At 71.5% G+C, this 19,734-nt stretch carries 13 protein-coding genes and 1 riboswitch; of the genes, 7 read left to right on the top strand and 6 right to left on the bottom strand.

Going from position 1 to position 19,734, the window contains the following annotated elements; translation table 11 throughout:
* Positions 1 to 52: 52 nt before the first annotated feature.
* Positions 53 to 1,225 carry an NlpC/P60 family protein gene (locus ACFT9I_RS18195; protein ID WP_382565313.1) on the bottom strand — a complete coding sequence of 391 codons (1,173 nt, stop codon included), beginning with the start codon at positions 1,223 to 1,225 and terminating at the stop codon, positions 53 to 55.
* Positions 1,224 to 1,386: riboswitch (cyclic di-AMP (ydaO/yuaA leader) on the bottom strand. It overlaps the preceding gene by 2 nt.
* Positions 1,387 to 1,600: 214 nt before the next feature.
* On the opposite strand from ACFT9I_RS18195, the gene ACFT9I_RS18190 reads away from it, so the two are divergent.
* Positions 1,601 to 4,153, top strand: a complete 2,553-nt coding sequence (locus tag ACFT9I_RS18190; RefSeq protein WP_382565311.1) for an ATP-dependent DNA helicase — start codon at positions 1,601 to 1,603, stop codon at positions 4,151 to 4,153.
* Positions 4,154 to 4,224: 71 nt separating this feature from the next.
* Here the strand turns inward: ACFT9I_RS18190 and ACFT9I_RS18185 are convergent, their stop codons facing one another.
* Both ACFT9I_RS18185 and ACFT9I_RS18180 read right to left on the bottom strand, forming a co-directional pair.
* Positions 4,225 to 5,838: a peptidoglycan DD-metalloendopeptidase family protein gene (locus ACFT9I_RS18185; RefSeq protein ID WP_382565309.1), complete on the bottom strand. Its 1,614-nt coding sequence runs from the start codon at positions 5,836 to 5,838 to the stop codon at positions 4,225 to 4,227.
* A gap of 336 nt (positions 5,839 to 6,174) precedes the next feature.
* Positions 6,175 to 7,092: a lipase family alpha/beta hydrolase gene (locus tag ACFT9I_RS18180; RefSeq protein WP_382565308.1), complete on the bottom strand. Its 918-nt coding sequence runs from the start codon at positions 7,090 to 7,092 to the stop codon at positions 6,175 to 6,177.
* A gap of 228 nt (positions 7,093 to 7,320) precedes the next feature.
* Here ACFT9I_RS18180 and ACFT9I_RS18175 point away from each other — a divergent pair, with 228 nt between their 5' ends.
* Positions 7,321 to 7,734, top strand: a complete 414-nt coding sequence (locus ACFT9I_RS18175) for a cobalamin B12-binding domain-containing protein (protein ID WP_023539238.1) — start codon at positions 7,321 to 7,323, stop codon at positions 7,732 to 7,734.
* Positions 7,735 to 7,752: 18 nt separating this feature from the next.
* Here ACFT9I_RS18175 and ACFT9I_RS18170 read toward each other — a convergent pair whose 3' ends face one another.
* Together ACFT9I_RS18170 and ACFT9I_RS18165 are read right to left on the bottom strand one after the other, a co-directional pair.
* A complete protein-coding gene (locus tag ACFT9I_RS18170) occupies positions 7,753 to 9,438 on the bottom strand; it encodes a DUF5691 domain-containing protein (RefSeq protein WP_382565305.1) in 1,686 nt (561 codons plus the stop codon).
* A gap of 164 nt (positions 9,439 to 9,602) precedes the next feature.
* Positions 9,603 to 10,976, bottom strand: coding sequence for an SWIM zinc finger family protein (locus ACFT9I_RS18165; protein WP_382565303.1), 1,374 nt, complete (start codon positions 10,974 to 10,976; stop codon positions 9,603 to 9,605).
* A 118-nt stretch (positions 10,977 to 11,094) separates the two neighbouring features.
* Between ACFT9I_RS18165 and ACFT9I_RS18160 the strand changes: the two genes are divergently transcribed.
* The 5 genes from ACFT9I_RS18160 (at position 11,095) to sucD (ending at position 18,207) form a co-directional block, all read left to right on the top strand.
* Entirely contained in the window at positions 11,095 to 12,243 is a 1,149-nt protein-coding gene (locus ACFT9I_RS18160) for an AAA family ATPase (protein WP_382565302.1), read from the top strand.
* Entirely contained in the window at positions 12,240 to 14,657 is a 2,418-nt protein-coding gene (locus ACFT9I_RS18155) for a DUF5682 family protein (protein ID WP_382565300.1), read from the top strand. The genes ACFT9I_RS18160 and ACFT9I_RS18155 overlap by 4 nt, the downstream gene beginning before the upstream one ends.
* Positions 14,654 to 15,895 (top strand): VWA domain-containing protein, encoded by a 1,242-nt coding sequence (locus ACFT9I_RS18150; RefSeq protein WP_382565298.1) that lies wholly within the window; start codon positions 14,654 to 14,656, stop codon positions 15,893 to 15,895. The genes ACFT9I_RS18155 and ACFT9I_RS18150 overlap by 4 nt, the downstream gene beginning before the upstream one ends.
* A 231-nt stretch (positions 15,896 to 16,126) precedes the next feature.
* Positions 16,127 to 17,302 carry an ADP-forming succinate--CoA ligase subunit beta gene (gene sucC, locus ACFT9I_RS18145; RefSeq protein WP_382565297.1) on the top strand — a complete coding sequence of 392 codons (1,176 nt, stop codon included), beginning with the start codon at positions 16,127 to 16,129 and terminating at the stop codon, positions 17,300 to 17,302.
* A gap of 20 nt (positions 17,303 to 17,322) precedes the next feature.
* Positions 17,323 to 18,207 (top strand): succinate--CoA ligase subunit alpha, encoded by an 885-nt coding sequence (sucD, locus tag ACFT9I_RS18140; protein ID WP_382565295.1) that lies wholly within the window; start codon positions 17,323 to 17,325, stop codon positions 18,205 to 18,207.
* Positions 18,208 to 18,328: 121 nt separating this feature from the next.
* On the opposite strand, the gene ACFT9I_RS18135 is transcribed toward sucD, so the two are convergent.
* On the bottom strand, positions 18,329 to 19,690 hold the full coding sequence (locus ACFT9I_RS18135) for a helix-turn-helix domain-containing protein (protein WP_382565293.1): 1,362 nt from the start codon (positions 19,688 to 19,690) through the stop codon (positions 18,329 to 18,331).
* Positions 19,691 to 19,734 lie beyond the last annotated feature (44 nt).

The following is a 19,734-nucleotide window of genomic DNA, read 5'->3' as shown; positions in this document are numbered from 1 at the left end:
GGACGAGACCGTCCCGGTCGGCGCGGCCCACAGACAGGGGCCCGGGCGGTGGTCAGGCCGGGCGTACGCTGCCGTAGATCGGCATGTAGTAGATCGACTCCTCGCGGACGTTCGCGCCCGGCTTCGGGGCGTGGATCATCTTGCCGTCGCCCTTGTATATGCCGACGTGGCTGATGTCGTCGTAGAAGAACACCAGGTCGCCGGGGAGCAGGTCCGCCGTGGCGACGCGCTTGCCGACCTTCACCTGGTCCCAGGTCGTACGCGGCAGCTGCACGCCCGCCGCCTTCCAGGCCGCGGCCGTCAGCCCCGAGCAGTCGTAACTGCTGGGGCCGGTGGCGCCCCACACGTACGGCTTGCCGATCTGGTCGCGGGCGAAGGCGAGGACCTTCTCGGCCTTGGCCGCGTACGTACCGTCCGTGGTCCCCGAGCCCGTGCCGGTGTCCGTGCCCGTGCCGCCGCCGGTCGCGGGCGGCTGCTCCTTCTCCCGCGCCTCCTCCTGGCGCTTGCGCTCCGCGGCCTCCTCCTTGGCCTTCGCCTCGGCCTTGCGGCGCGCCTCCTGTTCCTTCTTCAGCTCCAGCGCGGCGAGCCGCGCCTTCTCCTCGGCCGTCAGCTCCGACAGCAGCGACCGCGCCGCCGCGAGCTTGTTCTGGACCTTCTGCTTGCCCGCCTTGAGCGAGTCCTGCGACTCCGTGAGCGTCTCCAGGCTCTTCGTCGCCTTGGCGCGCTGCTTGGCCGCGGACCGCTGCTCCTTCTGGAAGTCCTCGACGGCCTCCTGCTGGCGGTCGGTCAGCCGGTCCATCAGCTGGGTCTGTTCGAAGTACGACTCCGGGCTGTCGGCGAACATCAGGGCTGCCGTGGGACCGACCGCGCCCGCGCGGTACTGCGCCGCCGCATACGTACCGAGGGAGCGCCGCGCCTCGTTCACGTTGTCGGCGCTCTTGGCCACGTCGTCCAGGACCCGCTCGACCGACTTGCGCTGGGTGTCGGTCGCTTCCTTCGCCTTGTTGTACTGCTGCGTCGCCGTACCGGCCTGCCGGTACAGGTCGTCGACCTTCTTCTGCACCTCTTCGACCGAGGGCTTGGGCTCGGTGGGCGCGGCGGTGGCGCTCTGCGTCGAGAGCAGCGTGACCGAGGCGAGCGCGGCCGTCGTGAAACCGACGGCCGGTGTGTTCGCGCGCACCCCGGTGCGGGTGCGCGATTTGCGATGCGACGCCAAGGTCGGCATCTCCTTCCGTGGACCGCCTACCGGGTTAGCTGTCGGGTTCGGGCGGAACGGAAGGCTGCCCTACGGGCCTGGGAGTACGGCCCGATTCACCCCGGTCGAACATGGTGGGTCCCCGGTTCCGAACTCCCTTCGGGGAAGCCCGGATTCGGCGCAGGCCGCCCGCTTGGCGCTGATCGCCGATGGAGTACGGACCGCCTCGGCGAGCACGCTAGCCAATCTGTGGTGCCGCTGTGAAGGTTGATGGCCGATATGCCCGATACATTTTCGTGACCTTTCGCATAAACGGTCGTGGGCACTTCCGAAAACGGTCGCCCGGACCCCCGCGAGGCCATGTGGCGGTTGGCTGTCAGTGCGGCACCCTAGACTCAGGAAGCGATGAGCAGCCTCTTTGACGACAGCTTCCTGGCGGACCTCCAGCCCTCGGCCGAGGAGCCCCCGCCGCCGCCCGAGGACACCGCGCCGGAGCAGGTGCCCGACGATCTCTTCGGAGGGAAGTTCGACGTGCCCCCGCCCCGGGATCCGTACCACCGCGACGGTGCGCCGCGCACGGTCGTGGACCCGGCGGCGCTGCTCGAAGGGCTGAACGACGAGCAGCGCGCCGCCGTCGTACACACCGGATCGCCGCTGCTCATCGTGGCCGGCGCCGGCTCGGGCAAGACCCGGGTGCTGACCCATCGGATCGCGCATCTGCTGGGGACCCGCAGTGTGCACCCGGGCGAAATACTGGCGATCACGTTCACCAACAAGGCCGCGGGCGAGATGAAGGAGCGCGTCGAGCAGCTCGTCGGACCGCGCGCGAACGCCATGTGGGTGATGACGTTCCACAGCGCCTGCGTGCGAATCCTGCGCCGCGAGTCGAAGCGGCTCGGCTTCACGTCCTCGTTCTCGATCTACGACGCGGCCGACTCCAAGCGGCTCATGGCCCTGGTCTGCCGCGATCTGGACCTCGACCCCAAGCGGCACCCCCCGAAGTCGTTCAGCGCCAAGATCTCGAATCTGAAGAACGAGCTGATCGACGAGGAGACCTTCGCCGGTCAGGCCACGGACCCCTTCGAGAAGACGCTGGCCGAGGCGTACCGGATGTACCAGGCGAGGCTGCGCGAGGCCAACGCCCTGGACTTCGACGACATCATCATGACGACGGTCCATCTGCTCCAGGCGTTCCCGGACGTCGCCGAGCACTACCGCCGCCGCTTCCGCCACGTCCTGGTGGACGAGTACCAGGACACCAACCACGCGCAGTACACCCTGGTGCGCGAGCTGGTCGGTCCCTCCGGCGAGGGGCACGACCCGGCCGAGCTGTGCGTCGTCGGTGACGCCGACCAGTCCATCTACGCGTTCCGGGGCGCCACGATCCGTAACATCCTCCAGTTCGAGGAGGACTATCCGAACGCCACGACGATCCTGCTGGAGCAGAACTACCGCTCCACGCAGACGATCCTCAGCGCGGCCAACGCGGTCATCGAGCGCAACGAGAGCCGGCGTCCCAAGAACCTCTGGACGAACGCGGGAGCGGGCGCCCAGATCATCGGGTACGTGGCCGACACCGAGCACGACGAGGCGCAGTTCGTCGCCGACGAGATCGACCGCATGACGGACGCGTCGGAGGCCAAGGCGGGCGACGTCGCCGTCTTCTACCGGACGAACGCGCAGTCACGTGTCTTCGAAGAGATCTTCATCCGCGTCGGCCTGCCCTACAAGGTCGTCGGCGGCGTGCGCTTCTACGAGCGCAAGGAGGTCCGCGACGTGCTGGCCTATCTGCGGGTGCTCGCCAATCCGGAGGACAGCGTCCCGCTGCGCCGGATTCTGAACGTGCCCAAGCGCGGTATCGGCGACCGCGCCGAGGCGATGATCGACGCGCTCTCGGCGCGGGAGAAGATCTCCTTCGCGCAGGCGCTGCGCCGGGTGGACGAGGCGTACGGCATGGCGGCCCGCTCGTCGAACGCGGTGAAGCGCTTCAACACGCTGATGGAGGAGCTGCGTACGGTCGTCGAGTCCGGCGCCGGCCCGGCGACGGTCCTGGAGGCCGTGCTGGAACGGACCGGGTATCTGGCGGAGTTGCAGGCGTCGACCGACCCGCAGGACGAGACGCGGATCGAGAACTTGCAGGAACTGGCCGCCGTGGCGCTGGAGTTCGAGCAGGAGAGGGCTCAGGCGGCGGGGGCGGACGCGACAGCGGCCACGGACGCGACTGCCGACGCCGGTACGAGCGCGGACGCGGACGCCGGGGCCGACGCGGACGAGGCGGCTGCCGACGCGGACGCGCCCGCCGTGACCACGTCCGGCACTCTCGCCGAGTTCCTGGAGCGGGTCGCGCTCGTCGCCGACTCCGACCAGATCCCCGACGAGGACGAGGACGGCTCCGGTGTCATCACGCTGATGACGCTGCACACGGCGAAGGGCCTGGAGTTCCCCGTCGTCTTCCTGACGGGCATGGAGGACGGCGTCTTCCCGCACATGCGGGCGCTGGGCCAGGCCAAGGAGTTGGAGGAGGAGCGCAGGCTGGCGTACGTCGGCATCACGCGCGCCCGCGAGCGGCTCTACCTCACCCGGTCCTCGATGCGCAGCGCGTGGGGCCAGCCCTCGTACAATCCGCCGTCGCGCTTCCTGGAGGAGATTCCGGGCGAGTATCTGCAGTGGAAGCGCACCGGCCCGATGGCCGCGCCGGCCGGACCGACGTCGGGGATCACGTCCTCGCTGTCCTCGTCCCGCTCACGCTCGGGCCCGGCGGGCTTCGCCACCCGGCGCGCGACCGAGAAGCCGGTCATCTCGCTCGCGGTGGGGGACCGGGTCACGCACGACCAGTTCGGGCTCGGGACGGTCGTCACGGTGACGGGGTCGGGCGCCGACGCGCAGGCGACGATCGACTTCGGCGACTCCAAGCCGAAGCGGCTGCTGCTGCGGTACGCGCCGGTCGACAAGCTGTAGAAGCGCGGAGGACACACGAGTGCGGCGGGCCGCTGAGAACGAGGCCCGCCGCGCCGAAGCCGGGTCGTCTGCTAGATGTTGAGCCCGTGGCTGCGCAACCAGGACAGCGGGTCGATCGCCGAGCCGCCGCCCGGCCGTACCTCGAAGTGCAGGTGCGGGCCGGTGGAGTTGCCCGAGTTCCCCGAGTACGCGATCTCGTCACCGGCCTTGACGGAGCCGGAGCGGATCTTCGTGCTGCTGAGGTGGCAGTACCAGGTCTCGGTGCCGTCGGCGGCGGTGACGATCGCCATGTTGCCGTAGGCGCCGTTCCATTGGGTACGGACGGTGCCGTCCGTCGCTGCCATCACCGGCGTGCCGTACGCGACGGGGAAGTCGATGCCCGTGTGCATCGACATCCAGTTGACGCCGGCCTGGCCGTAGTAGGCGCTGAGCGCGTGATTCGCGACGGGGATGGCGAACTTGGGGCGGGCGGCCTCCTTGGCCGCGGCCAGCGCGTCGCGCTTCTTCTTCTCCTCCGCCTGACGTTCCTTGAGGTCGATGCGCTCCTGGGTGCGGCTGGCGCGGTCCCCGAAGTCTCGTGCGTCGGCGTCGAGAGCGGCGAGTTGGGTGTCGAGCTTGTTGTTCACCGCGGCGGGCTTGACCGCTGCCGCGTCCGAGGCGGTGAGCGTGGTCGAGTCGTCCTTGGTCTCCTCGGCGCCGAGTCCGCCGACCGAGGCGGCGGCGATGCCGGCGACGCCCATCACACAGGCGGAGGGGACGGCGACGGTGAGCAGAGCCGAACGCTTCGCCGGTGTACGGCGCCTGCTGCGGCTGCCGCCGGCCGCCCGGCGGACGGGGCGGGGGGTGATGGTCGCGGCGGTGACGGTGGCCGCGGCCCCGACGAGTTGGTCCGCGTGTTCGGAATGGTCCGACTCGGCGTCGAGCGCCGATTCCGACACCTGTTCAGGCTCCGGACCGGGCGTGTCGTACTCGTGCTCGGTCTCGTACGCGGGCTGCTCGTATTCGGGCTGCTCGTACTCCGACTGTGCGAACTCGGCCGGCGTGAACTCCGCCTGCTCGTACTCGGGTTCGTGCTGGTGCTCGACCTCGGGCTCGTACGCGGCCGGTTCGTAGGCGGCGGGCTCGTACGCCCCCGACTCGTACGTCCCTGACTCGTACGTCGCGCTGTCGTACGTCGCGGTGTCGCCGTAGTACGGAGCCTGGGCCTCGGCATCGGCCTGGAACGGTACGTCCGGCTGTATGGCCGACGCTCCCGAGTTCCACGCGGTGGCGTCGTACGCGCCGGTGTCGGCCACGGGGGCCGCCCACTGGTCGGCCGGGGTGTTCAGGCCGGTCGCGTCATATCCGTAACTGGCCGCCTGGTTGGCCTCGTTCCAGGCGTTGGCGTCCCACTGCCCGGTCGTGTCGTACGACTGCATGGGCTGTTGGGACTGCTGGGCCTGTGCCGCGTACGCGTCGTACGCCTCGTACTGAACCTGGGGTGCTTGCGGCGCCTGGGTCGCGTAGGGGTCGTAACCCGCGTTCCACTGCGCCGAGTCGTAACTGCCGCTGTGGTCCGCCTCGTAAGTGACCGTGCCCACCGGGCTCGTGCCCGGAAGCGCGCCGAAGAGCGGGTCACTGTCGAAGCTGCCTGTGGAATAGCCGTCGTGGGCGGCGTATCCGGCGTGGGGGTGCTGGTCGTTCACCAACTTCTCTCTCGCCTCGGCAGCAGAACCAGGCTTCTGGGGCCGTCTTGAGGAACGGTGGGACCCAGAAGGGAAAGCAGTGGCCGCGACTGTACCCGGCGGTATGCGACGGCGACAATCTTCGGCGGCTTCCGGGCGCTCTGGAAACGGGCATTCGGCCGTCTTTCGGCGGAGGGCGGGCACACCTTTGGCCCTACGTTCGAGAGGCGTTCGATTTCTAGGGTGTCGGTGAGGTGTCGAACCGACATCGAATCGGATGTGGGCGCAACCTATTTCGATGCCGATGTTTGGACCGTCGGCCGCCCTGACTCACCCTCGTCCGCCCTTCTCGGGTCCTCACGCCACCGATATCGCGCCGTCGGCCTGGTCCCCCGCCCGTTCTGTACCGCTTCCCATCCATTCGGCCGCTTCGGCGAGCTGCGTCTCCGACAGCTCCGCCGCGTCGTCGTGCTCCAGCACGTACCGGATCCCGGCGGCGACGGCCGGGTGCACGGGCAGGGCGAGGTGGCCGATACCGGTCACGCCCACGTTCTGCGCGATGAGGTCCGGATGCTCGACGCGGGCCGCCTCCACCGGTGACATGACCTGGTCGAGATCGCTCCAGAAGCTGACGAACCGGGTCCGGCAGCCGGGCGCCGGCTCCCGCAGCTCCTCGATCAGGTCCGAGCCGGGCCGCATCTGCCGGACGACGGGGTGCGCGCTCGCGAGCGGGATGGCGGCGGTGCCCGCGTGGGGCGTGCCCATGGTGACCAGCGTCCGTACCCGTACGTCGCCGCCCAGTCGCTGTACGTAATACCGGGCGATCAGGCCGCCCAGGCTGTGGCCGACGATGTCGACCTCGCGGTGCCCCGTACGGGCGCAGACCTCCTCGATGTGCTGACCCAGCACCTCGGCCGCCAGCCGGATGTCGCTGGTCAGGGGCGAGAAATTGAGCGATTCGAGATGGCGCCAGCCATGCCGGGCCAGTGAGCGGCGCAGCAGGACGAAGACGGACCGGTTGTCCACGAAGCCGTGCAGGAGCAGGACAGGCGGCCGGGAGCGGCCCTCGGTGGGCAGTGTGGCTGCCTCGGGAGGCAGCTCCGGTGCCGGGCGCTCCTTGGCGATGCCACCCGGATAGAGGACCAGATGACCGGCGAGGATCGCCATCTCCAGGACTGAGGCCCGCAGGAGCGTGACGGGCAGCTCCCAGGCCGCCGGCCGTCGCACTACGGACGGAAAAGGCGAGAAAAGCTCGGCGAAAGGCGGGATCTTCATTGACCTACCTCCCTACGCCACACGGGAAGCGACTCCCTTGCGGCTCCCGTGCCGGGTGGGGCCGGCACGACGCAGAGTGAACATGTCCCAATGTGTGATTTCCCCCTCCCCGGCCACCGCGAAACAGCAGCGTGCGAGATGCTGGGGATAACGTTCGTTCACCTCTCCGTCCCTCGCCGGTACGGGGACCCGTGCCAATGACGACGAAGTCGGTATGTGGAGGCAGTGATGGGTGTGACCGGTCCGATCCGTGTGGTGGTGGCAAAACCGGGTCTCGACGGCCACGATCGCGGGGCCAAGGTCATCGCGCGAGCGTTGCGGGATGCGGGTATGGAGGTCATCTACACCGGGCTGCACCAGACGCCCGAGCAGATCGTGGACACCGCGATCCAGGAGGACGCCGACGCGATCGGTCTGTCGATCCTGTCCGGCGCGCACAACACGCTGTTCGCGAAGGTCATAGACCTCCTGGAGCAGCACGACGCGCTGGACATCAAGGTCTTCGGCGGCGGCATCATCCCGGAGGCGGACATCGCGCCGCTGAAGGAGAAGGGCGTGGCGGCGATCTTCACGCCGGGCGCGACGACGACGTCGATCGTGGACTGGGTGAACGCGAACGTCCGACAGCCGGCCGGTGCGTAGGCCCTGATATTTCTGTCCTCAGGCGCCGGACGGGCTCACTGGGCCCGTCCCCGGCGGCTCGGGCTCGTCCGTCAGCTCCGCCAGCTCGGACAGCTCCGTCAGCTCCGACAGCTCCGACATCATCGCGGCGCGCAGCCGCAGCGTGGAGACCAGGCGCTGGAACGCCTCCGACCAGTAGCCGCCCGCGCCCGGTGACGCGCCCTCCGATTCGTCCGGGGTGGCGGTGAGGATGTCCAGGCGGGGCGCCTCCGCGGGGTCCAGGCAGCGTTCGGCGAGGCCCATCACGCCGCTGAAGCTCCACGGGTAACTCCCGCCGTCCCGCGCGATGTCGAGCGCGTCGACGACCGCGCGGCCCAGCGGCCCGGACCACGGCACCGCGCAGACGCCGAGGAGCTGGAACGCCTCCGACAGACCGTGGGCCGCTATGAACTCGGCCACCCAGGAAGCCCGTTCCGACACCGGCAGGGTGGCGAGCAGCTTCGCCCGCTCCGCGAGGGACGACGCCCCCGGGCCGGTGGCCGGGGACGCGGCGGGCGGGCCCAGCAGGGCGCGCGCCCAGTGGCCGTCGCGCTGGCGGACGGCCGCGCGGCACCACGCCGCGTGCAGTTCGTCCGTCCAGTCGTCCAGGACCGGCAGTGTGACGATGTCCTCGGGCGTACGGTCCCCGAGCCGCTCCGGCCAGACCGACAGCGGTGTCGCCTCCACCAACTGGCCGAGCCACCAAGACCGTTCGCCCCGGCCGCTGGGCGGTGTCGGGCTCACCCCGTCGCGCTGCATGGCCGCGTCGCACTCGTGCGGCGCCTCGACGATGACGGTCGGCCCCGTGGGGCCGCCGGTGCGGTCCAGGCTCACGCACGTCGCCGCCCGCGCCGCCATCCGCGCGGCCAGCGCCGAGTTCGGCAGCGCGGACAGCAACTCCGCGGCGGTCGCGCGGACATTGCGGCTGCGGTCGGAGAGCGCTTCTTCAAGGAAAGGCTCGTCGAGGTCGGACAGTCCGGCACGCAGCGAGTCGAGGAACATCAGCCGGTCCTCGGCGCGCTCCGTCGGCCAGGTCGTGGCCAGCAGCGCCCGCGCCGCGTCCGGATCCCGCGCGCGTACGGCCGCCAGCAGCGCGACCCGCTCGGCGAACAGCCCCTGCTCCCACAACTGCCGTACCCCTTCGGGGTCCTGGGCGCCGGGCAGGACGGCGCTGCCGGAGGCGCCGCGCAGGGCGAACTTCCAGTCCGGGTTGAAGCGCGCGAGCCAGAGGCCGCGCGGTCCGGCGAACGCGAGGGCGTGCGGCCGCAGATCGTTGCGCCCGCGCGCGGCGTCGAGCAGCGCGGGCAGCGCGGCGGCGGGGGCGCGGTACCCGTGGTCGTTGGCGGCGGTGAGCCACTGGGGGAGCAGTTCGGTGAGATCAGGGGTCGTACCGCGCCTGCCGCCCGTACCGGCGGGGGCCGAGCGGTCGGCCAGCAACTGGGACAGGCGCCGGCGCGCGGGCTCCGGCAGTTCGCGGCGTTCGTCGCGCGGCGCCGGCTCCGGCCGGGCGGCGGCGCGCGCCGGGAGCAGTCCGGCGCGCCGCCGCAGCGTGTGGAGCGCGGCGGCGTCCAGCAGCGCGACGGGCGCGTCCTGGCCGGGAGCCATGATCTCGGCGGGCGGGGTGCGGCGGTCGGTACCGAGGAGGGCGGATGTGACGAGGTCTTCCCAGGGGGCGGTGAGGGTCATCGGATGCCTCCGTATACGTATAGATAGGGGACGGGCCGTGGCGAGGCGGTCCCGGAGCGTCGGCCGGGTTGCGCGGCCCGTGGGCCGCGCTTGTCCTCAATCGCCGGACGGGCTTGACGTGGCGGGGTCGTCTTCACGGCGACGAACCCGACACCAGGGACTGGTCATGTCAGCCGGACCGTCTCCGGCGAGTCCGCCGACCACGCCGCGAGTGGGGTGAAGCCGCGATGGCCGCATTCGCCGAACACCGTCAGCGAGCCGCCCCCCGACAGCGCCACCAGCTTCCACAGGCCCGGTCGCGCCGGCGACGACGGCGTGATCGGCAGGGCCGACTCCCCGTCCGCGTCGGCCAGTTGCCAACCGTCCCCGTCCGGGACAGGTATGACGTCGGTCAGCGTCACCGGCCAGGAGTCCAGCCACGGGTCCTCCCGCAGCGCCGAGCCGTACGCCTCCACAGCCGCCGTGGTCGTCCCGCCCGGTGGGGGTGTCCCGGTCGGCTCGGGAATGCCCACCTCCTCGCTCAGATCGGCGCGCAACTGCCCCGCCCCCGCGTGCGGCGCCAGCTCCGCCTCGATCACCAGGCCCACCGGCAGCGCCGGCCCAGGCGAACGGCCCGCCGCGCCGAACCCCAGCACCAGCGCCGTACGCCCCGACTCCCGCCCGTACAGCCAGATCCGGCGCGTGGTGATCTTGCCGTCCGACGTGTCGTACTGCGCGAGGACCAGCCAGTGGTCCTTCACCGGCGGGCCGTCGGCGGGGGAGGGGAGACCCACCCGCGTACGGACCGTCGTGGCCAGGTCCGCGGGCAGCCGGTCGATCCCCAGCCAGCCCTGATCCAGCAGATGCAGCAGCGCCGACTCTTCGAGCAGCCGCACCGGCCAGCCCGCCCCCGAGCCCGGGATCGCGCCCAACTCCCGCACCCTCGCCGCCAGTCCGGGCGCCTGCGCGTCCACCATGCGCGCGGCCGTCTCCTCCCACAGCCCGTATCCCGACTGCTCGGCCGCCGCCAGCCCCCCGCGCAGCAGATCCGTCAGCCGCTGCTCAAGCTCCTGCGCCCCGCCCGTGATCCGGGCCGCCCTGCGCTCCGCCCGGCGCCTGGCCGCCTCCGGGTCGGCCTGCCTGGCCACCCCGCCGGCCTCCTCCTTCGCTTTCTCCCCCTGCTCCTCTCTCCGCTGCCTGCGGCCCCCCAGCCACTCCTCCGCCCAGTCGGGCGCCGCCCCGTCCCCCACGTCCGCGACCGTCCGGACGGCGGCGGTCCCCTCGGCCGCCCAGAGCAGCAGCAGCCCCAGCGCGTGCTTGCACGGGAACTTCCGGCTCGGGCAACTGCACTTGTACGCCGGGCCCTTCGTATCTATCACCGTCTGATACGGCTTCTTCCCGCTCCCCTTGCACAGACCCCACACGGCCCCCTCGCCGCTGCTGCCCGCGTCCGACCACGGTCCGGCCGCGCTCAGCCTGACCCCCGCCTTGCGTGACGCGTCGTCAGGCGCCAGGGCCAGCACCTGCTCCGTCGTCCAGCGCACCCCCGCTTCATCCATGCCCACGACGTTAGGCGCCGCCACTGACAATCGGCCCCGACCTGCGGAAACGGCCGATTGTCAGTGGCATGGTGCACCGTGGAACCCGTACCCGGTCGAACGATCTGGAGGGGGATCCATGACCATGCCCGAAACGAGTGCGCCGACCGCCGAGACAGCCGCCGAGCCGGTCGGCGGGACCGTCGGTGCCGAGGTCCTGCGACCGCACGCCGAGGACGCCTTCGCCGACGAACTGGCTGCGCTCGCCGCCGCCGACGACCGGCCCCGGCCGGCCAGGTGGCGCCTCTCGCCCTGGGCGGTCGCGACGTATCTCCTCGGCGGCACGCTCCCCGACGGCACGGTCATCACGCCGAAGTACGTGGGCCCGCGCAGGATCATCGAGGTCGCCGTCACCACCCTCGCCACCGACCGCGCACTGCTTCTCCTCGGCGTGCCCGGCACCGCCAAGACCTGGGTCTCCGAGCATCTGGCCGCCGCCGTCAGCGGTGACTCGACGCTGCTGGTGCAGGGGACGGCCGGTACGCCCGAGGAGGCCATCCGATACGGGTGGAACTACGCGCAGCTGCTCGCCCACGGCCCGAGCCGGGACGCGCTCGTGTCCAGCCCCGTCATGCGCGCCATGGCGGAAGGCATGACCGCCCGGGTCGAGGAGCTGACCCGTATCCCGGCCGACGTGCAGGACTCGCTCATCACGATCCTGTCCGAGAAGACCCTGCCCGTCCCGGAGTTGGGGCAGGAGATCCAGGCCGTCCGCGGGTTCAACGTGATCGCCACCGCCAACGACCGCGACCGGGGCATCAACGACCTGTCGAGCGCGCTGCGGCGCCGCTTCAACACCGTCGTCCTGCCGCTGCCCGCCACCGCCGAGGCGGAGGTCGACATCGTCTCGCGGCGCGTCGACCAGATCGGCCGCTCGCTCGACCTGCCGGGCGGTCTCGAAGGCATCGCCGAGATCCGCCGGGTCGTCACGGTCTTCCGCGAGCTGCGCGACGGCGTCACGGCCGACGGCCGTACGAAGATCAAGTCCCCGTCCGGGACGCTCTCCACGGCCGAGGCGATCTCCGTCGTCACCAACGGCCTCGCCCTGGCGGCGCACTTCGGCGACGGCGTGCTGCGCCCCGGCGACGTCGCGTCCGGCATCCTCGGTGCCGTCGTCCGCGACCCGGCGGCCGACCGGGTCATCTGGCAGGAGTACGTGGAAACGGTCGTGCGCGAGCGGGACGGCTGGAAGGACTTCTACCGCGCCTGCCGAGAGGCCGGCGCATGACGACGCCGGTCCGCGACACGGACGCGCCCTCGTCCCGGCCGGCCGGGAGCGGGCCGTTGCTGCTCGGCGTCCGCCACCACGGGCCCGGCTCCGCCCGTGCCGTACGGGCCGCGCTCGACGCGGCGTCGCCGTCGGCCGTCCTCATCGAAGGCCCGCCCGAGGGCGACGCGTTGGTGGCCCTCGCGGGCGATCCCCAGATGCGCCCGCCCGTCGCGCTGCTCGCCCACGCCGTGGACGACCCGGGGCGCGCGGCGTTCTGGCCGCTGGCCGAGTTCTCCCCGGAGTGGGTCGCGATCCGCTGGGCCCTCGCCCACGACGTCCCGGTCCGCTTCATCGACCTTCCCGCGACGCACTCGCTCGCGTACACGGACGGGAACGAGGGCGGGGACGAGGCGACGGACGGCGAGACGCGCCCCGAGCCCGAGCCCGAACACGGCGCCTCAGCCAGGGCGTTGCGGATCGATCCGCTCGCCGTCCTCGCCGAAGCCGCCGGATACGACGACGCCGAGCGGTGGTGGGAAGACGTCGTGGAGCACCGAGGAAGCACGGCCGCCGACGACCCGTTCGCGCCGTTCGCCGCCGTCGGCGAGGCGATGGGCGCCCTGCGCGAGGAGTACGGCGACGGCGGGCACCGGCGTGACCTGGTCCGCGAGGCGTACATGCGGATCCAACTCCGCGCCGCACGAAAGGAGTTCGGCGACGACCGGGTCGCCGTCGTCTGCGGCGCCTGGCACGTGCCCGCGCTCGACACGGGGACGACCACGGCCACCGCCGACCGCGCGCTCCTCAAGGGACTGCCCAAGGTCAGGTCCGAGCTGACCTGGGTGCCCTGGACCCACCAGAGGCTGGCCCGGCACAGCGGTTACGGCGCCGGCATCGACTCTCCCGGTTGGTACGGACACCTCTTCGGCGCACCCGACCGCCCCGTGACGCGCTGGATGACCAAGGTCGCCGGTCTGCTGCGCGAGGAGGACCAGCCCGTCTCCTCCGCCCATGTCATCGAGGCCGTCCGGCTCGCCGAGACCCTGGCCACCATGCGCGGCCGGCCGCTCGCCGGACTCACCGAGACGACCGACGCGATCCGTGCCGTCATGTGCGACGGGTCCGACGTGCCGCTCGGGCTCATCAGGGACCGGCTCATCGTCGGGGACGTCCTGGGCGAGGTCCCCGACTCCGCGCCCGCCGTGCCGCTGCAGCGCGATCTGACCCGGCTCCAGCGCTCGCTGCGGCTGAAGCCGGAAGCGCTGGAGCGCGAGCTGGACCTCGACCTCCGTAAGGAGATCGACGCGGGCCGGAGCCGGATGCTGCACCGGCTGCGGCTGCTCGGCATCGGCTGGGGCGAACCGGCCGCGGGCCGCGGCAGCACGGGCACGTTCCGCGAGAGCTGGCGGCTGCGCTGGGAGCCCGAGTTGTACGTACGGGTCGCCGAGGCCGGGGTCTGGGGCACCACGGTCCTCTCGGCGGCCACCGCCAAGGCCGAGTCGCAGGCGGTGTCGGCGACCGCGCTCTCCGAGGTCACGGCCCTCGCCGAGCAGTGCCTCCTGGCCGAACTGACCGACGCGCTGCCGGTGGTGATGAAGGCCCTCGCGGACCGCGCCGCGCTCGACGCCGACGTCGGCCACCTCGCCCAGGCACTGCCCGCGCTCGCGCGCTCGCTGCGCTACGGAGACGTACGGTCCACCGACACGGCGGCGCTCGGCGAGGTCGCCGCCGGGCTCGCCGAGCGGATCTGTGTCGGACTGCCGCCCGCCTGCGCCGCGCTCGACGCGGACGGCGCGGCCGAGATGCGCGGCCATCTCGACAGCGTCCACACCGCGATCGGACTCCTGCCCGACGCCGCCGACCGCCCCGCCGGGGATCTGGCCGGGCGCTGGGTCGCCGTGCTGCGCAAACTGGCCGCGCGGGACACCGCGCCCGGCGTCATCCGGGGCCGGTCCGCCCGGCTGCTCCTGGACGACGGGCGCCTCCCCGAGGACGAGGCCGCGCGCCTCATGGGCCTCGCCCTGTCGCCCGGCACCCCGCCGGCCGACGCGGCGGCCTGGATCGAGGGGTTCGTCGGAGGAGCGTCCGGCGGCGGCATGCTCCTGGTCCACGACGAACGGCTGCTGGCCCTCGTGGACACCTGGCTGACCGGGGTGCCGGACGGCTCGTTCACCGACGTACTGCCCCTGCTGCGCCGTACGTTCTCCGCGTACGAGCCCGGAGTGCGCCGCACGCTCGGCGAGTTGGTCCGGCGCGGACCGGCGGGGGGCGGCGCGCGGCCCGACCGTGCCGAGGCGGGGATCCCCGGCTTCGGAGCCGCCGTCGACGAGACCCGCGCGGACGCGGTCCTCCCGGTCCTGCGCCTGCTCCTCGGCGGATCCACGGCGGTCGAGCACGACAACGACAACGACCTTGCGGGGGTGGCCCGATGACCACGGCCGGGACGACGACGGACGACGCGACCGACAGCGCGACCGACAACACGGCCGGCAGCACGGGCGGCAGCAGGGCCGACAACGCGGCCGACGAGCGGCTGAGGCGCTGGCGGCTGGTCCTCGGCGGCGACTCCGCCGACGGCACCGGACGCTCGCTCACCGGCCAGGACGCGGCGATGGACGGCGCGTTGACCGCTCTCTACGGAGGCGGCGGCACCGGTGCGCCCAGGAAGGGTGGCGGCAGCCGCTCCGCGGGACTCGGCGCCTCCGCCCCCTCGGTCGCCCGCTGGCTCGGCGACATCCGGACGTACTTCCCCAGCTCCGTCGTGCAGGTCATGCAGCGCGACGCGATCCAGCGCCTCGGACTCTCCGCGCTCCTGCTCGAACCGGAGATGCTGGAGGCCGTCGAGGCGGACGTCCATCTCGTCGGCACGCTCCTCTCGCTCAACAAGGCCATGCCCGAGACGACCAAGGAGACGGCGCGCGCCGTCGTACGGAAGGTCGTCGCCGACATCGAGAAGCGGCTCGCCACCCGCACCCGGGCCACGCTCACCGGCGCCCTCGACCGCTCCGCGCGGATCAACCGGCCGCGCCACCGGGACATCGACTGGGACCGCACGATCCGCGCGAACCTCAAGAACTACCTGCCGGAGTACGGCACGATCGTCCCCGAACGCCTCATCGGATACGGCCGCGCCTCGCAGTCCGTGAAGAAGGAGGTCGTCCTCTGCATCGACCAGTCCGGTTCGATGGCGGCGTCCGTCGTCTACGCCTCCGTCTTCGGCGCCGTCCTCGCCTCGATGCGCTCCCTCTCCACCCGCCTCGTCGTCTTCGACACCGCCGTCGTCGACCTCACCGACCAACTGGACGACCCGGTCGACGTCCTGTTCGGCACCCAGCTCGGCGGCGGCACCGACATCAACCGCGCGCTCGCCTACTGCCAGTCGCGGATCACCCGCCCCGCCGACACCGTCGTCGTACTGATCAGCGACCTCTACGAGGGCGGCATCCGGAACGAGATGCTGAAGCGGGTCGCCGCGATGAAGGCGTCCGGCGTGCAGTTCGTGGCACTGCTCGCGCTGTCCGACGAGGGCGCGCCCGCCTACGACCGCGACCACGCGGCGGCGCTGGCCGCACTCGGCGCACCGGCCTTCGCCTGCACCCCGGACCTGTTCCCGGAAGTGATGGCCGCGGCGATCGAGAAGCGACCCCTACCGATACCGGACACGGCGTAGCCGGGGCGCTCGGAGTGTGTCTGTGACAGGTATCACCGCTCAGGGGTGATCTGTGATTTAGGGGTCCACCGCCCACGGGGATAACCTGCGAGACGGACATGCCGCGCTCCGGGACTCCCTCTGCGCCTTCCTTGTGACAAGTGCAGTCACGTTGCCCATCGCGGCACGCCCACGCAGATTACGAACCGCGATCACTGCGAATCTTAGAAGACAGACAAGGGACGGACGCGCGTGGACCTGTTCGAGTACCAGGCGAGGGACCTCTTCGCCAAGCACGGTGTACCGGTGCTGGCCGGTGAAGTCATCGAAACGCCTGAGGCGGCGCGCGAGGTGACGACGCGTCTCGGCGGCAAGGCTGTCGTCAAGGCGCAGGTCAAGGTCGGCGGCCGAGGCAAGGCCGGCGGCGTGAAGCTGGCCTCCGACCCGGCCGACGCGGTCGCCAAGGCAGACGCCATTCTGGGCATGGACATCAAGGGCCACACGGTCCACAAGGTGATGCTGGCCCAGACCGCGGACATCGCGGAGGAGTACTACGTCTCCTTCCTCCTCGACCGCACCAACCGCACCTTCCTGGCCATGGCCTCCGTCGAGGGCGGCGTGGAGATCGAGGTCGTCGCCGAGGAGAACCCCGACGCGCTCGCCAAGATCCCGGTCGACGCCAACGAGGGCTGCACCCCGGAGAAGGCCGCCGAGATCGTCGCCGCGGCGAAGTTCCCGGCCGAGATCGCCGGCCAGGTCGCCGACGTCCTCCAGCAGCTGTGGACCGTCTTCATCAAGGAAGACGCCCTGCTCGTCGAGGTCAACCCGCTGATCAAGTCCGGTGACGGCAAGATCATCGCGCTGGACGGCAAGGTCTCGCTCGACGAGAACGCCGACTTCCGCCAGCCCGACCACGAGGCTCTTGAGGACAAGGCCGCGGCCAACCCCCTCGAAGCCGCCGCCAAGGCCAAGAACCTCAACTACGTCAAGCTCGACGGCGAGGTCGGCATCATCGGCAACGGCGCCGGGCTCGTCATGAGCACCCTCGACGTCGTCGCGTACGCGGGCGAGGCCCACGGCGGCGTGAAGCCCGCCAACTTCCTCGACATCGGCGGCGGCGCGTCGGCCGAGGTCATGGCGAACGGCCTGGAGATCATCCTCGGCGACCCGGACGTCAAGTCCGTCTTCGTCAACGTCTTCGGCGGCATCACCGCGTGCGACGAGGTCGCCAACGGCATCGTCCAGGCCCTGGAGCTGCTCAAGTCCAAGGGCGAGACGGTCAGCAAGCCCCTGGTCGTGCGCCTCGACGGCAACAACGCGGAGCTGGGTCGCAAGATCCTCTCGGACGCCAACCACCCGCTCGTACAGCGTGTGGACACCATGGACGGCGCGGCCGACAAGGCCGCCGAGCTCGCGGCTGCGAAGTAAAGGTAAAGGTCACCAACACCATGGCTATTTTCCTGACCAAGGAAAGCAAGGTCATCGTCCAGGGGATGACCGGTGCCACCGGCATGAAGCACACCAAGCTCATGCTCGCTGACGGCACCAACATCGTCGGCGGAGTCAACCCGCGCAAGGCCGGCACGTCCGTCGACTTCGACGGCACCGACGTCCCGGTCTTCGGCTCCGTCAAGGAAGCGATCGAGAAGACCGGCGCCAACGTGTCCGTCCTCTTCGTGCCGCCGGCCCACGCCAAGGCCGCCGTCGTCGAGGCCATCGACGCCGAGATCGGTCTCGCCGTCGTCATCACCGAGGGCATCGCGGTGCACGACTCCGCCGCCTTCTGGGCGTACGCGTCGAGCAAGGGCAACAAGACCCGGATCATCGGCCCGAACTGCCCCGGTCTCATCACGCCCGGCCAGTCCAACGCCGGCATCATCCCGGGCGACATCACCAAGCCCGGCCGCATCGGTCTCGTGTCCAAGTCCGGCACGCTGACCTACCAGATGATGTACGAGCTGCGTGACATCGGCTTCTCGTCCGCCATCGGCATCGGCGGCGACCCGGTCATCGGTACGACGCACATCGACGCCCTTGAGGCGTTCGAGGCCGACCCCGACACCGACCTCATCGTGATGATCGGCGAGATCGGCGGCGACGCCGAGGAGCGCGCGGCCGACTTCATCGCCAAGCACGTGACCAAGCCGGTCGTCGGCTACGTCGCGGGCTTCACGGCGCCCGAGGGCAAGACGATGGGCCACGCCGGCGCCATCGTCTCCGGCTCGTCGGGCACCGCGGCGGCCAAGAAGGAGGCCCTTGAGGCCGCGGGCGTCAAGGTCGGCAAGACGCCGACCGAGACGGCCGGTCTCGCCCGAGCCATTCTCGCGGGCTGACCCTTGGCGGTACGGTCGTACGGAGTACGGCAGTTGTACCGCCGCACAACGCGCGTGGGCCCGCACCTTTCAGGTGGTGCGGGCCCACGCGCGTTGTCGTCGCCCGACAAGGCCGTGGCCGTCAGGGGATCCGGGGCAGCAGCCGCTCCGGCCCGTTCAGCGGCACGGCGCGGAGTTTGGCGCGCAGTTTCAGGTCCTGCTTGGTCAGCTTCTGCGGCCCCATCGGCGCCGGGACGCCGCCAACTCGCTGGCCGGGCGCGGGCGTCGGCTCGTACTGCCTCGGCGCCGTGACGACCGTGTAGGCCGTCGCCCCGATGATCAGCACGGTGACGGCGATGGCGGCGCGCGTCCAGAACTTGGCGCGGCGCTCGCTGCCCAGCCGTACGACGGACGCGCTCGCGACCGCCGGCGCGGACACCGTCTCCGTCAGCTCCCGCAACCTCTCGTGCAGGACTTGCGCGTCGCCGAGGTCGGGCAACTGCTCGGTCACCGCCTCGCGCGCGTGCAGCAGCCGGTTCGCGGCGGCCGGTGTGGTGGCCTCGGTCTCGGCGGCCGTCTCGGGCAGGTCGAGCCCCAGACCGTCGTAGAGCAGCAGCGTGCGCCGGTACATCGGCGGCAGGTCGAGCAGCGCCCGGCGCAGCGCGCGCCCCTCGCGCGCGCCGTTGGGCGGGTCCGGATGCCGGTGGGCGCGGCGGAACCGGTGCCAGGGCGATGTCGCGTAGTCGTACGCCGCCCCCCGCACCCAGCCGGCGGGATCGCGGTCGACGGCGACCTCGGGCCACCGGTGCCAGGCCAGATGGAAGGCGCGCTCGACGGACTCCTGGGCGAGGGTGCGGCGCCCGGTGAGCAGATACGTCTGGCGTACGAGCGCGGGGGAGGCGTACGCGTACAGCTCGTCGAACGCCTGGGCGGGCGTGAGCTTCGCGGCCTCGGCTGCGGCGGCCCCGGCGAGGGCCTCGGCTTTCTCCTTGCGGCGCTGGGCGTTCTGCCGGGAGCGGCTGTCGGCCTCGACCGCGCGGACCGGGCGGCGGCTGAGCGGCTTCTTGCGGGAGGGGGCGGGCTCGCCGGGGAGGATCTCCTGGAGGGAGGGGGCCGCGGCGGTCTCGGTGTCGGTCTCGGTCTCCGACTCCAACGCCTTCGTGGGAGCCGCCGCCGACTGCTTCGTCGGCTTCTCCGCTGCGGCGTTCGGCGAGTTGCCCGAGTCTTTTGAGTTCCCCGAATTCTTCGACCGCTTCTTCCGCTTGGCGCGCTTCTTCTCGTCGAGTTCCGCCGCGTACGCCGCCAGCAGCCGGGCGTACGCCTCGCGCTTGCGCCCCTGCGGAGCCGTACGCCCGGTCTCCCAGGCCCGGACCGTCGTCTGGGTGACCCCCAGCGCGACCGCGACCTGCTTCTCGGTCATGGCCTTCGCCTCGCGCAGTCTGCGCCGCTCCTTGGGGGAGGGGAGCGGGGGCACCGAGGAGGTGGAAGTGGTGCTCTGCGTCATGGCGAACTCCCCGCAGCACTGTACTGGCCGAAAAAGTACATAAA

The organism is Streptomyces sp. NPDC057137, from assembly GCF_042670825.1.
Classification (GTDB): Bacteria; Actinomycetota; Actinomycetes; order Streptomycetales; family Streptomycetaceae; genus Streptomyces.
Note: the sequence above shows the minus strand (reverse complement) of the source record. Positions and strands in the feature narration are given on the sequence as shown.

Coding starts and splice junctions, on each gene's coding strand:
- ACFT9I_RS18195 (WP_382565313.1), bottom strand. CDS start 1,225: ATGCCGACCTTGGCGTCGCATCGCAAATCGCGCACCCGCACCGGGGTG.
- ACFT9I_RS18190 (WP_382565311.1), top strand. CDS start 1,601: ATGAGCAGCCTCTTTGACGACAGCTTCCTGGCGGACCTCCAGCCCTCG.
- ACFT9I_RS18180 (WP_382565308.1), bottom strand. CDS start 7,092: ATGAAGATCCCGCCTTTCGCCGAGCTTTTCTCGCCTTTTCCGTCCGTA.
- ACFT9I_RS18175 (WP_023539238.1), top strand. CDS start 7,321: ATGGGTGTGACCGGTCCGATCCGTGTGGTGGTGGCAAAACCGGGTCTC.
- ACFT9I_RS18170 (WP_382565305.1), bottom strand. CDS start 9,438: ATGACCCTCACCGCCCCCTGGGAAGACCTCGTCACATCCGCCCTCCTC.
- ACFT9I_RS18165 (WP_382565303.1), bottom strand. CDS start 10,976: ATGGATGAAGCGGGGGTGCGCTGGACGACGGAGCAGGTGCTGGCCCTG.
- ACFT9I_RS18160 (WP_382565302.1), top strand. CDS start 11,095: ATGACCATGCCCGAAACGAGTGCGCCGACCGCCGAGACAGCCGCCGAG.
- ACFT9I_RS18155 (WP_382565300.1), top strand. CDS start 12,240: ATGACGACGCCGGTCCGCGACACGGACGCGCCCTCGTCCCGGCCGGCC.
- ACFT9I_RS18150 (WP_382565298.1), top strand. CDS start 14,654: ATGACCACGGCCGGGACGACGACGGACGACGCGACCGACAGCGCGACC.
- sucD (WP_382565295.1), top strand. CDS start 17,323: ATGGCTATTTTCCTGACCAAGGAAAGCAAGGTCATCGTCCAGGGGATG.
- ACFT9I_RS18135 (WP_382565293.1), bottom strand. CDS start 19,690: ATGACGCAGAGCACCACTTCCACCTCCTCGGTGCCCCCGCTCCCCTCC.